The sequence below is a fragment of the Alteromonas nitratireducens genome (assembly GCF_040812025.1).
Classification (GTDB): domain Bacteria; phylum Pseudomonadota; class Gammaproteobacteria; order Enterobacterales; family Alteromonadaceae; genus Alteromonas; species Alteromonas nitratireducens.
On the sequence record NZ_JBFNPK010000005.1, the window covers coordinates 165,072 to 179,326 of the forward strand.

Consider the following 14,255-nt stretch of genomic DNA (forward strand, 5'->3'; position numbering starts at 1 on the left):
TTGTTATTAGCTGGCTTTGGCTGGCGGAGGTGACGCTTTGTCACGCCGCCGTAATATTTCACCTGCCAGGGACAGATACGCTTTGGCACCGGTTGATGACTTGTCGTAGTACATGGCGGGTGCACCAAAACTTGGCGCTTCGGCCAGTCTCACATTACGCGGAATTACCGTGCGGTAGACCTGTTCACCAAAATGCCGTTTAAGTTGCTCTGAGACATCGTTGGCAAGGCGATTGCGTGGATCATACATGGTTCGCAGCACGCCTTCTATCTTCAATTGCGGGTTCACCACAGAAGCCAGTTTCTGGATAGTATCCATCAGCGCGGTCAGTCCTTCCAGCGCGTAGTATTCACATTGCATAGGCACCATGACCGAATCGGCTGCGGCCAGTGCATTTACAGTGAGCTGGTTCAGCGACGGCGGGCAGTCGATAAAAATAAAATCGTAATAATCAAGCACAGGCTGTAATGCGTTTCGCAGCCGGACCTCGCGGGCGAACATTTCCATCAGCTTGATTTCTGCGGCGGTCACATCGCCATTCGCGGGGATAAGATCATATTTTCCGGTCGTGCCGGACACGACCACGTCCTTGACCGGCATTTCTTCTATCAGCAACTCGTACGCGGTGGCGTCTACGTCATACTTGTCAACGCCGCTTCCCATGGTTGCATTACCCTGTGGGTCCAGATCAATCAGCAGGACTTTTCGCTTGGTCGCTGCCATCGATGCGGCAACGTTGACTGCCGTCGTGGTTTTTCCCACGCCACCTTTCTGATTCGCAATTGCGATTACCTTTGCCACGTTGAATCCCGTTACGCTTTACTGATAAAAACCAGGTGTCTTTCCCCTTCGAGTCCAGGGACTTTCAAATCTTCTGTGCCGTTGATCCGAAAGTGATCGCTCACTTCGTCAATTTCTTCCTGCGGAAACTGACCTTTCAGCGCGAAAAACTGCCCTTTTGAATCTACCAGATGCTCACACCAGTGCAACATATCTTTTAGCGAAGCGAAAGCGCGACTGATCACAATGTCGTAGGGTGGGGTTGCCGGGTGCTGCTCAACACGCGCCTGCACCGGCGTGACGTTTTTAATACCCAGACTGAATACCGTCTGCTTAAGAAAACGTACCCGTTTTCCCAGGCTATCGAGCAAAGTAAAGTCACGATCAGGCAAGGCAATCGCCAGCGGAATGCCCGGCAAACCCGGACCGGTGCCAACGTCAATAACACGCTGACCGTCGATGAAGGGGACGACTGCGAGTGAGTCAAGAATGTGTTTTACCATCATGTCCTTTGGATCGCGGACCGATGTCAGATTATATGCCTTGTTCCACTTATCGATAAGCAGCACATAGTCTGTCAGTTGCTGCTTCTGGGTGTCGCTTAGCGACAGGGCGAGGGCTTCACAGCCCTCATCCAGTAAACGTCGTAACTCAGAGTTCATAGCGGTTGGACTACTCACGCGCTCAGTGACTCCTGTTTTCTCAGCATGCCATGCTTTTTCAGATACACCAGCAACAGCGATATCGCAGCGGGTGTGATACCGGAGATACGCGACGCCTTGCCAATCGTTTCCGGTCGCGCGTCGGTAAGTTTATTCACCACTTCGTTCGACAGCCCGGAGATTTTGCTGTAATCCATATCCGCCGGCAGCAGGGTATTTTCATGTCGCTGCGCTTTGGCTATTTCATCCAGTTGTCGCGCAATATACCCCGCATACTTGATCTGGATTTCCACCTGTTGCGCGGCAACGGGATCTGCCAGACCCGGTCCGATCCCTTCAATCGACATCAACTTCTCGTACGTCATTTCCGGACGACGAATAAGCTCTTCGAGAGAATGCTCGCGGCTGACTGGTGTTTTCAGCATGTCATTGAGGCTGGCTGTCGCGGTATGGTCCGGGTGGATCCATTCAGCGCGCAGACGCTGCGTTTCCTGCTCAACCAGCTCCATTTTGGTGTTAAACGCCTGCCAGCGCGCATCATCAACCAGGCCGATCTCCCGGCCCAGTGCCGTCAGCCGCATGTCAGCGTTATCTTCACGCAGTAACAGCCGGTATTCAGCCCGGCTGGTAAACATCCGGTAAGGCTCTTTGGTCCCCATGGTGGCCAGATCGTCTATCAGAACACCTGCGTATGCCTGATCACGACGTAAGATGAGCGGCGATTTATCCTGCACCTGAAGCGCAGCATTGGCACCGGCGACCAGCCCTTGTGCACCAGCCTCTTCATAGCCTGTGGTGCCATTAATCTGGCCAGCAAAGAACAGACCGTCGATAAATTTCGTTTCCAGCGTTTGTTTCAGATCGCGCGGATCAAAAAAGTCATACTCAATCGCATAACCGGGTCGCACGATATGCGCGTTTTCAAAACCACGGATTGAACGAACCAATGCCATCTGTACATCAAACGGCAGACTGGTGGAGATACCATTTGGGTATACCTCCATGCTGTTCAGCCCCTCAGGCTCAACAAAGATCTGGTGTGATGTTTTATCAGCGAAACGGGTAATTTTGTCTTCAATACTCGGACAGTAACGCGGTCCAACCCCTTCAATCACGCCGGTATACATGGGTGAGCGGTCCAATCCATTCCGGATGATCTCATGGGTTTGCTCGTTGGTATGCGTAATGTAACAAGGGATCTGCCGTGGCTGCATGTCGCGGCTGCCCATAAATGAAAATACAGGCGTGGGATCATCACCAGGCTGAGCCTGCATCACATCAAAGTTCAGTGAGCGTGCATCCAGTCGCGCTGGTGTACCGGTTTTCAGCCTGTCAACACGGAAAGGTAACTCGCGAAGACGTTTGGCCAGCGCAATCGCTGGCGGATCGCCGGCACGGCCGCCAGAAAAGTTTTCCAGGCCAATGTGAATAGTACCGCCAAGAAACGTCCCTACGGTCAGTACCACTGCTTTTGCACGGAATTTCAGCCCCATTTGTGTCACCACACCAGTAACACGATCGTTCTCAACGATCAGATCGTCGACACTTTGCTGAAACAACGTCAGATTCGGCTGTGACTCAACAATTTTACGAATCGCATTTTTATACAGGGTACGGTCTGCCTGCGCGCGCGTTGCTCTTACCGCCGGACCTTTACTTGCATTCAGTGTACGGAACTGGATCCCGCCCTGATCGGCTGCCAGTGCCATCGCTCCGCCGAGTGCATCAATTTCTTTTACCAGGTGACCTTTACCAATACCGCCGATCGCGGGGTTACAGGACATCTGCCCGATCGTGTCAATGTTGTGGGTGAGCAATAGTGTATTTACGCCCATCCTGGCCGATGCCAGTGCCGCTTCGGTACCAGCGTGACCACCACCGACAACAATCACATCAAAGGCTTGCTGATAAAACATAGTTAACCTCGTTAAACACTTAAACGCGCTGTTTCTTCATCAGGGCTGAAGAAAAAGGGCGCGTATTTTATCTGACTTATTGACTGATGAAAACGGTTAAATTTTCCTCAATTGGACAGGGCGATCGGGAATAACGATCTTAAGATCTCTTTTAGATCTTTTATATTTATCATTATTAGGATCGCGAAGATCTGTTGATAACAGCAATTTCCCTTTATTTTTCATGCCACTGGGAGATCAATAACTTCTGTATACCCCGATCCATAACCGCGATCGGATCTTGTGTATAACCGCCTGGGTTATCCACATTGGAACATGCCGAAATTTTCATGCTATGACTGATCAGAGCTTATACACAGTGCTCTGGGGGATCTTATTCACAGGACTGATCAAGATGTGATCGTGATGGGGATAACTTGTTCGCGATAGTGATCGCAGGATCGCAAAAAAGCCCGCTGTTCACGGGCTTGATCGCCGATCTGACTGTGGATTAGATCTTATCCACACTGACACTGCCACCAGAGGTCCGCAGCGTGATCTCAGGACCGCCGCCGTTCACTCGTCCGCGAATACTGCGTTTTTTTACGTTGCCATCAATATCAAATTCAGTCGATACCCGACCACCACTGGTTGAGGCGTCCAAATCCATTCGTACATCGGCAGGAAAACGGGCACGGATCGTTCCGCCGGATGTTTTCAGCGTCGCATCCTGTTCTGGTTGTCTGGCGAACGTCACGTTAATGCTGCCACCTGAGGTATGCGCATCAATTTCCCCGTAGATGTCATCTGTGCGTATCGAGCCGCCGGAGGTTTGCAGATCCACATCACCGGTAACGTTGCCAACACGGATAGAGCCGCCTGATGTTCTTGCGTCAATGTTACCTGTCAGGTCCGCGACACTGATGCTGCCGCCGGCGGTGTCGACATCGACGTTGTACTGGGCGGGCACGGTGACAGTGAACTCTGCCTTTGTCCAGTTGCCATTCCACCAGCCGGCGTCGTCATTGCGCTCTCCAATGATTGTCAGACCGTCACTGCCTTCTTCGAACCGTACGGTAATGTCGTCCTCGCCGTCACCTTCCAGCCTGATATCCACCAGGATTTCATCGCTGTTATGGGTTTCGACATCGATACTCCCGACCTGGGTGCGGATAACCAGTTGATCGCCGGGCGTTGCTGAAAAGCTTCGTTCAATACGTTTGGCCAGGGCGGCAGGGGTAATCAGTAAGCCTGCCAGCAAAAGCAGGCCGGTCGTGTGTTTAAATGCTGACATAGTGTGTTCCTTGTTAGGGTGTAATAACAGTATTACTGACTATGTCGCAAATGCAGTGAAAAGGGTTTAAACGGGCGGAATTATTTTACCTGATTAGGCTGATAGCCTGACACCGGCGCACTGGATTCGGTGGGATCGGCACTAATACCGGTGCGTCTGCTGGGTCCGGAAAAGCGCACTTTATAGGTGTCATATTCCTTTATTGACTCGAAACAGTATCGGCCCACGGCTGTTTCCAGCTCAGCCAGGTTATGATTGGTGATCAGAATGCAGTTTTTCTTGTTGACCAGGCGCTGACGTAACAGATTTCCCAGCCAGCTCTGCGTATTCTTCTTGAGCATCGTCTCATTGACACAGACTTCGTCCAGAATCAGTAAGTCGACATCCAGTAATTCCTGATTGGCTTCGCGAAACTTCTGGCCGATGTTGTCTTTTGCGCTGTAGTCGTATGAGAAGTAGCGCATTTCCAGTAGTGTAGACAGCTGACGGTACAGCACAGAAATTTCGTATTGTTCAATCAGCTGATGGGCAATGGCGCCGGCAATATGAGATTTTCCGCGCCCGTAATCGCCGTAAAACAGCATCATGTGCGATCCACTCTGACGCCACGCCGGATCGTCATGGGCAGCAATAAACGACTGCGCTATCGACACGGCTTCGATCACATCTTCACTGTCTTCAACCAGATTAGCGAATGTCCATTTTGGATTAAGATCAGAACGGCCGTGAATAGCCGCAATACGCTCCTGTTTGGTGCGCTGTTGCAGCCTGGCGATATCCTCATTCGCCTGCTTTTCGTACTGTTTACGCAAGGTGTCGTACGAAATATATTCGTCATTAACGTCAGCAGGCTTATTGAGTGCTCTGGCCAGGGCGGCGATACGATCTTTAATAGATTCCATCAGGGTGTCTTTGGTTTTTTATTGGCGTATTTTTCTACCAGCTTTCTTGCATTATCATCTGCTTCTACACCAGCTTCAACCTTAACCTGCTGTGAGCCGACACGTTTGACGGCGGCATACCCGCTGGCCAGGCGTTTTTTTCTGATGGAGTAGGCAAATTTCTGAGTCCACTGGAACAGGCTGAATACCGCGTCAGGGCGGCCCAGCCAGTAGGCAATAAACTCACCGACATCCTGTTCATCATAAGTGTTGTCAATCAGCCCTAACAGGCCGGTAATTTCGTCATACAGGGCGTCATCAGGACGCCAGCTGGTGTCTATGGCAATGTGCTGACGGTGGAGTTTTTCAAACGGCGTGGTGTTCATCACAGACAGCGGCAGAATAACCACTTCGCCGTTCAGGGAATGCTCAAAGTCGTTGGCCGGTAACAGGGATATCAGGCCGGCACCATGCAGTATTTTCAACAAACTGTTGATCTGGCGACCACGCTGATAGGGCGATGACTTATCATCGGCATTCAGCAGGGTCAGTAAAGCGCGGTAATCGAGTGGTGCTGTTTTTCCGGTTTGCTTATCTGCACCGGGTCGCAATCCCAGACAGTACAATACCCGCGCATCGTTAGATAACGGGCCTGATAGCGCGGTCAGTTCTGCGTCATTCATATCAGTCTGCGGCTACCTGTTGCTTGAACCAGGCCACCGCTTCGTCTTCGGGAATAGGGTGGTGCAATACATCAATGTGACATGGTGGTGCCAGCAAGGTCGCGCCGCGTTCCAGTAACAGCGACTCCATAGTAATTGCACCATGACAAAAGGTGTCGTAACTGCTGTCACCCAATCCAACAACATAGGCGTTAACAGAAGATAAATCGGCAGTCGCCAGCGCGTCAGCAAACGGCTGGATGTTATCGGGCAGTTCGCCGGCACCGTGTGTGGAAGTGCAAATGATCCAGGTACTTTGTGGGTCGATATCCTCCAGCACAGGGTCCAGATGAATTTTTGCGTTTCCGCCGCTGGCGTTGATGGTGTCGGCCAGCGCATCGGCCACGTATTCTGATGCACCCAGTACCGAGCCCACAATAATGGAATAATGTTGTTGCATATTATTTCCCGATACAGAATGAAGAAAAGATTTTGCCGAGTAAGTCGTCAGATGTAAATTCGCCGGTGATCTCTGTCAGCGACTGGTGTGCCAGCCTGAGCTCTTCTGCCAGTAATTCACCGGCCAGATTATCATCAAGTTGCTGCTGACCCTGACAGACATGCTGATACGCCTGCTCAAGAGCCTCAAGGTGTCGACGGCGGGCAATAAACTGACCTTCGGTGGTGGTATCCAGTCCCATCGTGCTCGCCAGATGGGTGCGCAGGACATCTATACCTTCACCCGATTGCGCCGACAGGCTGATAACACTGACGTCACCATGTGCGGTAGTTACCTGTTCATGACCAGCGGCAATGTCTGTTAAGTCGGTTTTATTGCGGATCACGGTTACCGGGATACCGTCGGGTAGTTTTTGCATAAACTCAGGCCAGATATCATACGGATCGATAGTCCGGGTTTGTGAGGCATCAACCACAAACAGAACCTGGTCGGCCTGATTGATGGCCTGCCAGGCCCGTTCTATACCAATTTGCTCAACTTTATCTGTGCTGTCGCGCAGACCCGCCGTATCGATGATATGAACCGGCATGCCGTTGATATCAATGTGTTCCTTAAGTACGTCGCGCGTGGTTCCGGCGATATCGGTAACGATTGCACTTTCGCGACCTGCCAGTGCATTCAGCAAACTGGACTTACCGGCATTCGGACGTCCTGCAATGACCACCTGCATGCCTTCACGCAGCAGCGAGCCCTGTTTTGCCTGGCTTCGGATTGTCTCGAGCTGGGTCAGAATAGCGGTAAGATCGCCACCAACCTTACCATCAGATAAAAAATCAATTTCTTCATCGGGGAAGTCGATAGCGGCTTCCACGTACATGCGTAAGTGGATGATTTGCTCTGACAGTTGGTTGATGCGTTTTGAAAAATCTCCCTGCAGAGAGCGCAGGGCACTGCGTGCCGCCTGGGTTGAACTGGCATCAATTAAGTCAGCAATCGCTTCCGCCTGTGCCAGATCCAGTTTGTCATTGAGGAAGGCCTGTTCGGAAAATTCCCCGGGCCGCGCCAGTCGTGCCAGTCGTGTTGCCAGAACAGCATTAAGCAGCAGATCCATGACCACTTGTCCGCCATGACCCTGTAACTCCAGTACATCTTCGCCGGTAAACGAGTGCGGCCCTGAGAAGAACAGCGCAATACCTTCATCAATGACCTCACCGTTGGCATCATAAAACGGCGTATAAACTGCACTTCGAACAGGCAGGGGCTGTTTGACTACCTGCTCGGCGATAGCGCGTGCAGCAGGTCCTGAGACGCGGATGATACCCACACCGCCACGGCCTGGCGCCGTGGCCTGTGCAGTGATCGTGTCAGACGTGGTAGGCAGCTGTTGCATGATTAGTCGCGGAAGTTTTTAAACTGGAAAGGCTGACCTAAGTCAGACTGCTTTTGTTTAACCAGGGCAATGGCTTCCTGCAGGTCGTCCCGTTTTTTGCCGGTTACACGCAATTCGTCGCCCTGAATGGCTGCCTGCACTTTCAGTTTGGCGTCCTTGATCATTTTGACAATTTTCTTAGCGACAGGCTGCTCAATCCCTTCTTTGAAGGCAATGGTCTGACGGTAGGTTTTACCATGATGATCAAAGGCTTTTACGTCCATAGCAGAGGTGTCTACGTTGCGTTTCGCACATGCACTGCGGAACATTGATTCCATCTGCTGAAGCTGAAATTCGGCTTCCGCTGTCATCAGAACGCTTTTATCTTTGTATTCAAAACTGGCATTAACACCACGAAAATCAAAACGGGTAGACAGTTCACGACTGGCATTTTCTGTCGCGTTTCTGACTTCTTCCATATTGATTTCAGACACAATATCAAATGATGGCATGAGGCACTCCTTCTAGACAAAACAGCCCGCAAGGTGCGGGCTGTTCAGGGTGATTTACTTGCTGTTCATTCCGCGCTTTTCCATCGAAGCATAAATCATCTTCGCCTGGACAAGGGTAATAATGTTACTGATTAACCAGTACAGCACCAGACCTGCAGGGAACCACAGGAAGAATATACTCATCATCACCGGCATCCACTGCATAATCTTTTGTTGCATCGGATCGGTAATGGTTGTCGGCTGCAGTTTCTGCAACAGATACATGCTGGCACCAGTCAGTACCGGCAGCACAAAGTAGGGATCTTTGACTGACAGATCGGTGATCCACAGCACAAAGTCCGCATGGCGTAACTCAACGCTTTCCATCAGCACCCAGTAAAGCGCCAGGAAAATTGGCATCTGCAGCAATAACGGCAAACAGCCACCCATAGGGTTTACTTTTTCCTTGCGGTACAGCTCCATCATTGCCTGCGACATTTTCTGACGGTCATCGCCAAAGCGGTCTTTGAGTTGCTGCATTTTCGGCGCAAGGTTACGCATTTTAGCCATTGATTCGTACTGTTTCTTGGTCAGCCAGTACATTGCCCCTTTCACAATGATGGTGATAAGGATAATAGCTACACCCCAGTTGCCTGCCAGGCTGTGCAGGAACTTAAGCAGGGCAAACAGAGGCTGTGAAATCCACCACAGCACACCATAGTCCACCGTCAGATCCAGTCCGCGGGCAATTTTAGCCAGTTCATCCTGGTTTTTCGGACCCATATAAAGGGTGCTGCTCAGGGTAGCAGTATCGCCAGCGGCAACGCTGACTGGCGTACCCATGAAGCCGATGACGGCATACTGGTTTGCGATAGTACGGCTGTAGATGGTGTTTTGTTGATCCTGCGGCGGAACCCAGGCTGATACAAAATAGTGTTCCAGCATGCCGGCCCAGCCACCTACCGTACGCTCGCGCAGATTCTCGTCTTCGATGTCGTCGAACGTGTACTTTTCATAACGCTGGTCTGCGGTTGAAAAAGCGGCGCCGCGATAGGTTGGCATGAACATGTTGCTGTCTTTTTCAACATGCATGCTTTGTTTGAGCTGCGCATATTGTTGTAGCGATGCGGCAGCATCCGTACCGTTAGTAATGTCATAACTGACATTCACATCGTACTTACCGCGGGTGAATGTAAAGCGCTTGGTGATGGTCAGCCCGGCATTGTTCTGCCAGGTCAGGGGAACCACCAGGGTGTCACCGTCCAGTTTGTAATATGACTGCGGAATTGTGTATACCGGACGTCCATCACGGCTACCGTCAGGCCCGTTTGTACCGACCAGTCCGCTTTGTGCTACATACAGTCCGTTTGATGAACGTAACAGGCTGTAGGGCTCATCCGAGTCCTGCGTTACTGTAAACTGCGGCAGATCTGCAACAATGACATCACCACCAAGCAGGTCAATTCGCACATCCAGCGTATCGGTTTTTACTTCGATAATCCGGGATGTTGCGACAGCTGAAACGTCAGGTGTATTGCCAGGCACGTCATCGGCCTGGGCACGGGGTACATCGGCTTCTACCGTGTCGGTGGTAAAAGAGGGTACGCCCTGGTCGGCAGCCGGCGCATCCGCCGACGCACTTACCGTATTATTTTCAACCGGCTGTGGACCGTAGTCCTGTTGCCATTGTTGCCATAACAGGAAACTGACTAGCGCCAGGCCGATTATCAGAAAACTTCGTTGCGATTCCATAGAGGTCTCTTTATTTCGGGGGTTTCTTTTGTTCTTCTTCCGGTACCGGATCAAATCCGCCGGCGTGCAAAGGGTGGCATTTTAATATGCGTTTAATCGATAACCAACCGCCATTTATTAATCCATGCCGTTTTAACGCTTCGATGGCGTAATAAGAACAGGTCGGGTGAAACCGACACCGTTGACCGAGCAAAGGAGAGATAAACCACTGATAAAATTTTATCAGTAAAAGTGGCACGGCAGTCGTTAATCTGCGCAGCGCTTTGCCAGCTTTTTCCATAATTTTTCCAGGGTGGTAAAGATTTCCTGATTGCTCAGCGTGTCTGCACCGGACTTGCCAATGACTACAATATCAATATTTGGGAGGTTGTGCCGCTTATGTCGGAAACTTTCTCGAATTAACCGCTTAAGACGGTTACGTTCATGCGCCCGTCTTACCCGTTTTTTAGACAATGTAATTCCCAGACGCGGATGATCCACATCATTTTTGCGGGCAAGTAAGGTAAACGTTGGAGATACAGCAGGAGTGGCGTCGTTAAAGACGTTGGTAAAGTGGGAGGGAGTTAACAGTCTTAACTCCCTGGAGAAGTGATTTTCACCCACTTTGGACGAGCGCAATTATGCAGACAGGCGAGCACGACCTTTTGCACGGCGAGCTGCCAGTACTTTACGACCGTTCTTTGTTGCCATGCGAGCACGGAAACCGTGAGAACGCTTGCGCTTTAAGTTGCTCGGTTGAAATGTTCTTTTCATGACCAAAGTCTCACTATCAGATTAAAACCAGGCTTTTTTCTTCAACTGCTTTAGCCACTGAATAATTCAAGCCCATCAAAAAGGACGCTGAATTCTAGAGATCCCGCGCCCTGATGTCAATGACTAGCTGCGATTAAAGCTAACATTTTTGCACAAAAAACACCCGCGAAGTGCACGGTTATGATGAAAAATTAATTTGCTTTTCCGATTAAGCTGTGAATAAAAAAGTTTCTGATAGGGTTTTATCCACAGTTTGAGATGAATGACTGTCAAAAAGGTATAAAAATTGCCGAATTTCGGGCGTGATCCTGGCGCGGATCCTGATTTTGATAACGCCAGGATCAATCAGTGAGTTACCGATATAGGTCTGTAAAAATTCTTTAAAAACATAGATATGAAAATACGATCTAAGCGATCATGGATGATCATCGTTTACATTTGATCACAGAGAGAGGATAATCCACAGACAAAACAAATAATAGAACAACTTCTCGCCAACGTGCGTCCTGTTACCACATTGTCGCCCTGCAACATGAATGCGCGGCAATGGCTTGTAAGCATGCGGCATACGCGAGAACTGGAGCACCCACTTCCATGTCACTCTGGAACCTTTGCATTGAGCGACTTCGTCAGGAGTTGCCGACTCAACAATTCAGCATGTGGATAAGGCCACTAAGCTGTGAAGAAGAAAACGGCACGATCGCTCTTTATGCACCCAACCGGTTTATTCTTGACTGGGTTCGCGATAAATATCTGGATAAGATCTCTCAGCTTTTGGGGGAATTCGCTGGCGCTGATGCCCCCAGCCTGAGACTGGATGTAGCAAGCCGCCAACCTACCCGTCAGCCGGTCAGCCAGCCTGCAAGGTCGGTAACAACCAGTCCGTTAGTGTCATCTTCATCGTCTGCCGCGGCGCCGTCAGTATTGAAAGATGAACAACGACCTGCGTCACAGAATAATGCCGCGCATGCCCCTGCTCATCAGAGCGCTAACGGCGGAATTTCGTCTTCGCAGCCAGCGGTTGTGCCTATTCCTGAAGGCATGAAGCATAAAAGTAATATTAACCCGACGTATCAGTTCGAGAATTTTGTTGAGGGTAAGTCTAACCAGCTGGCACGTGCTGCTGCTACTCAGGTCGCGAACAACCCGGGTGGCTCGTACAACCCCTTGTTCATTTATGGTGGTACCGGTCTGGGTAAAACACACCTGTTGCACGCGGTAGGTAATGGGATCATTGCCAACCGTCCTGATGCCAAAATTGTCTATATGCATTCTGAGCGCTTTGTTCAGGATATGGTTAAAGCGCTCCAGAACAATGCCATTGAAGACTTTAAACGCTTTTACCGTTCTGTTGATGCACTGCTTATCGACGATATTCAGTTTTTTGCGAATAAAGAGCGTTCACAGGAAGAGTTCTTTCACACCTTTAATGCGTTGCTGGAGGGCAACCAGCAAATCATTCTGACGTCTGACCGCTACCCGAAAGAAATTGACGGGGTAGAGGACAGACTGAAATCGCGCTTTGGCTGGGGACTGACCATCGCCATTGAACCTCCTGAGCTGGAAACCCGGGTGGCAATTCTGATGCGAAAGGCGACTGAGAACCGCATTACCCTGCCCAATGAGGTGGCGTTCTTTATTGCTAAACGTCTTCGTTCCAATGTCCGGGAACTCGAAGGGGCGTTAAACCGCGTAATTGCTAATGCCAATTTTACCGGCAGACCGATTACCATCGACTTCGTACGTGAGGCGCTGCGTGACCTGCTGGCGCTTCAGGAAAAGCTGGTAACGGTGGATAACATCCAGAAAACTGTCGCCGATTACTACAAGATAAAAGTCGCTGACATTCTTTCAAAGCGCCGCAGCCGAAGTGTTGCGCGTCCTCGTCAGGTTGCGATGGCACTGGCCAAAGAACTGACCAATCACAGTTTACCGGAATTGGGTAATGCGTTTGGCGGTCGTGATCACACGACGGTTCTCCATGCGTGCAGAAAAATAGAGCAGCTTAGAGAAGAAAGTCATGATATAAAAGAAGACTACAAGAATCTGATACGGACATTGTCTTCTTAACTGTTGCGAGGCGAGAATACAGAGCGATGAAATTTACCATTAGCCGCGAAAAGTTTTTACAACCCCTTCAACTGGTTTCCGGAGCCGTTGAACGTCGTCACACGTTACCTATTCTTTCTAATGTGCTGATCAAGGTTAGCGAGGACGCACTATGGCTGACGGGTACAGACCTAGAGGTTGAATTAATCTCAAGCGTCAAACTGGAAGGTGATTATACTGAAGGCGAAATCACGGTACCGGCGAAAAAGCTGTTCGATATTATTCGCGGCCTTTCCGAGGGAACACACATCGATTTCTCGCTGGATGGTAATAAAGCCCTGATCCGGGCCGGTCGTGGGCGTTACACCTTATCGACGTTATCAGCTAATGATTATCCTAACCTGGAAGACTGGGAAGGTGAGGTAGAGTTTGAACTGTCGTGTTCAGACGTAAAACGACTGATAGATTCTACCGCGTTTTCAATGGCGCAGCAGGACGTCCGTTATTATCTTAACGGGATGTCACTGGAAACCGAAGACAATGTAATTCGTACTGTGGCGACTGACGGACATCGTCTGGCATTATGTCGCCTTACCTATGAAACCAGTCTGCCAGCACGCCAGGTTATTATTCCTCGCAAAGGCGTACTCGAAATTTCCCGCTTAATTGGTGAAGACGATAAGTCACTGAAAATTCAGATTGGTGCAAACCATCTTCGCATTTTCTCTTCGGATTTTATTTTCACCAGTAAACTTGTGGATGGTCGCTTCCCCGATTATCGTCGGGTGCTGCCAAAAGATGGTGATAAAGTGGTACTGGCAAGTAAAGCGGTTCTTAAAGAGGCGTTCTCACGCGCTGCAATTCTCTCTAATGAGAAGTTCCGCGGTGTTCGCCTTAATCTGTCCAATAATGAACTGAAAATCACCGCGAATAACCCGGAGCAGGAAGAAGCAGAAGAAATTGTTGATATTGATTATCAGGGTGAAGACCTCGAGATTGGTTTCAACGTTGCGTATCTTATCGATGTACTTAACGCCCTGGTGTCTGATAAAACCAAAATTAATTTGTCAGATTCGAATGCCAGTGCGCTCATCGAGGATGCAGATGATGACGCCGCGCTATATGTCATCATGCCCATGCGTCTGTAGTCTTCTCTTTTTTTTCACCAACGGCTGGTGTTTGCCAGCCGTCAGTCCATCCGAGTAGT

The 14,255-nt window shown here is 50.1% G+C and carries 15 protein-coding genes; 2 read left to right on the top strand and 13 right to left on the bottom strand.

The window, feature by feature from the left end; translation table 11 throughout:
• Positions 1-6: 6 nt before the first annotated feature.
• From AB1N33_RS06820 to rpmH, 13 genes are all read right to left on the bottom strand, one after another.
• The gene (locus AB1N33_RS06820; RefSeq protein ID WP_411270794.1) at positions 7-801 is read right to left on the bottom strand and encodes a ParA family protein; all 795 of its coding nucleotides are present in this window, start codon (positions 799-801) and stop codon (positions 7-9) included.
• Between the two features lie 11 nt (positions 802-812).
• Complete coding sequence (rsmG, locus tag AB1N33_RS06825) at positions 813-1,442, bottom strand: 16S rRNA (guanine(527)-N(7))-methyltransferase RsmG (protein ID WP_411270841.1); 630 nt, start codon at positions 1,440-1,442, stop codon at positions 813-815.
• 14 nt (positions 1,443-1,456) lie between these two features.
• Entirely contained in the window at positions 1,457-3,358 is a 1,902-nt protein-coding gene (gene mnmG, locus AB1N33_RS06830; RefSeq protein WP_411270795.1) for a tRNA uridine-5-carboxymethylaminomethyl(34) synthesis enzyme MnmG, read from the bottom strand.
• A 490-nt stretch (positions 3,359-3,848) separates the two neighbouring features.
• Positions 3,849-4,631 (bottom strand): DUF4097 family beta strand repeat-containing protein, encoded by a 783-nt coding sequence (locus AB1N33_RS06835; RefSeq protein ID WP_411270796.1) that lies wholly within the window; start codon positions 4,629-4,631, stop codon positions 3,849-3,851.
• A gap of 80 nt (positions 4,632-4,711) precedes the next feature.
• A complete protein-coding gene (locus AB1N33_RS06840; protein WP_411270797.1) occupies positions 4,712-5,533 on the bottom strand; it encodes an ATP-binding protein in 822 nt (273 codons plus the stop codon).
• The gene (locus tag AB1N33_RS06845) at positions 5,533-6,195 is read right to left on the bottom strand and encodes a DnaT-like ssDNA-binding domain-containing protein (protein WP_411270798.1); all 663 of its coding nucleotides are present in this window, start codon (positions 6,193-6,195) and stop codon (positions 5,533-5,535) included. Before AB1N33_RS06845 ends, AB1N33_RS06840 begins: the two co-directional genes overlap by 1 nt.
• A gap of 1 nt (position 6,196) precedes the next feature.
• The gene (locus AB1N33_RS06850; RefSeq protein ID WP_411270799.1) at positions 6,197-6,634 is read right to left on the bottom strand and encodes a flavodoxin domain-containing protein; all 438 of its coding nucleotides are present in this window, start codon (positions 6,632-6,634) and stop codon (positions 6,197-6,199) included.
• Position 6,635: 1 nt separating this feature from the next.
• The gene (gene mnmE / locus AB1N33_RS06855; RefSeq protein ID WP_411270800.1) at positions 6,636-8,024 is read right to left on the bottom strand and encodes a tRNA uridine-5-carboxymethylaminomethyl(34) synthesis GTPase MnmE; all 1,389 of its coding nucleotides are present in this window, start codon (positions 8,022-8,024) and stop codon (positions 6,636-6,638) included.
• Positions 8,025-8,026: 2 nt separating this feature from the next.
• Positions 8,027-8,515 (bottom strand): YajQ family cyclic di-GMP-binding protein, encoded by a 489-nt coding sequence (locus AB1N33_RS06860; RefSeq protein WP_411270801.1) that lies wholly within the window; start codon positions 8,513-8,515, stop codon positions 8,027-8,029.
• 54 nt (positions 8,516-8,569) lie between these two features.
• On the bottom strand, positions 8,570-10,246 hold the full coding sequence (gene yidC, locus AB1N33_RS06865; RefSeq protein ID WP_411270802.1) for a membrane protein insertase YidC: 1,677 nt from the start codon (positions 10,244-10,246) through the stop codon (positions 8,570-8,572).
• A 10-nt stretch (positions 10,247-10,256) separates the two neighbouring features.
• Positions 10,257-10,526 (bottom strand): membrane protein insertion efficiency factor YidD, encoded by a 270-nt coding sequence (gene yidD, locus AB1N33_RS06870; protein ID WP_411270803.1) that lies wholly within the window; start codon positions 10,524-10,526, stop codon positions 10,257-10,259.
• Positions 10,493-10,849: a ribonuclease P protein component gene (rnpA, locus tag AB1N33_RS06875; protein ID WP_411270804.1), complete on the bottom strand. Its 357-nt coding sequence runs from the start codon at positions 10,847-10,849 to the stop codon at positions 10,493-10,495. Before rnpA ends, yidD begins: the two co-directional genes overlap by 34 nt.
• Before the next feature lie 15 nt (positions 10,850-10,864).
• Positions 10,865-10,999, bottom strand: a complete 135-nt coding sequence (gene rpmH / locus AB1N33_RS06880; protein WP_014290886.1) for a 50S ribosomal protein L34 — start codon at positions 10,997-10,999, stop codon at positions 10,865-10,867.
• Positions 11,000-11,593: 594 nt separating this feature from the next.
• On the opposite strand from rpmH, the gene dnaA reads away from it, so the two are divergent.
• Both dnaA and dnaN read left to right on the top strand, forming a co-directional pair.
• Positions 11,594-13,069, top strand: coding sequence for a chromosomal replication initiator protein DnaA (gene dnaA / locus AB1N33_RS06885; RefSeq protein ID WP_411270805.1), 1,476 nt, complete (start codon positions 11,594-11,596; stop codon positions 13,067-13,069).
• A 26-nt stretch (positions 13,070-13,095) separates the two neighbouring features.
• Positions 13,096-14,196: a DNA polymerase III subunit beta gene (dnaN, locus tag AB1N33_RS06890; RefSeq protein ID WP_411270806.1), complete on the top strand. Its 1,101-nt coding sequence runs from the start codon at positions 13,096-13,098 to the stop codon at positions 14,194-14,196.
• The last annotated feature ends 59 nt before the right edge of the window (positions 14,197-14,255 follow it).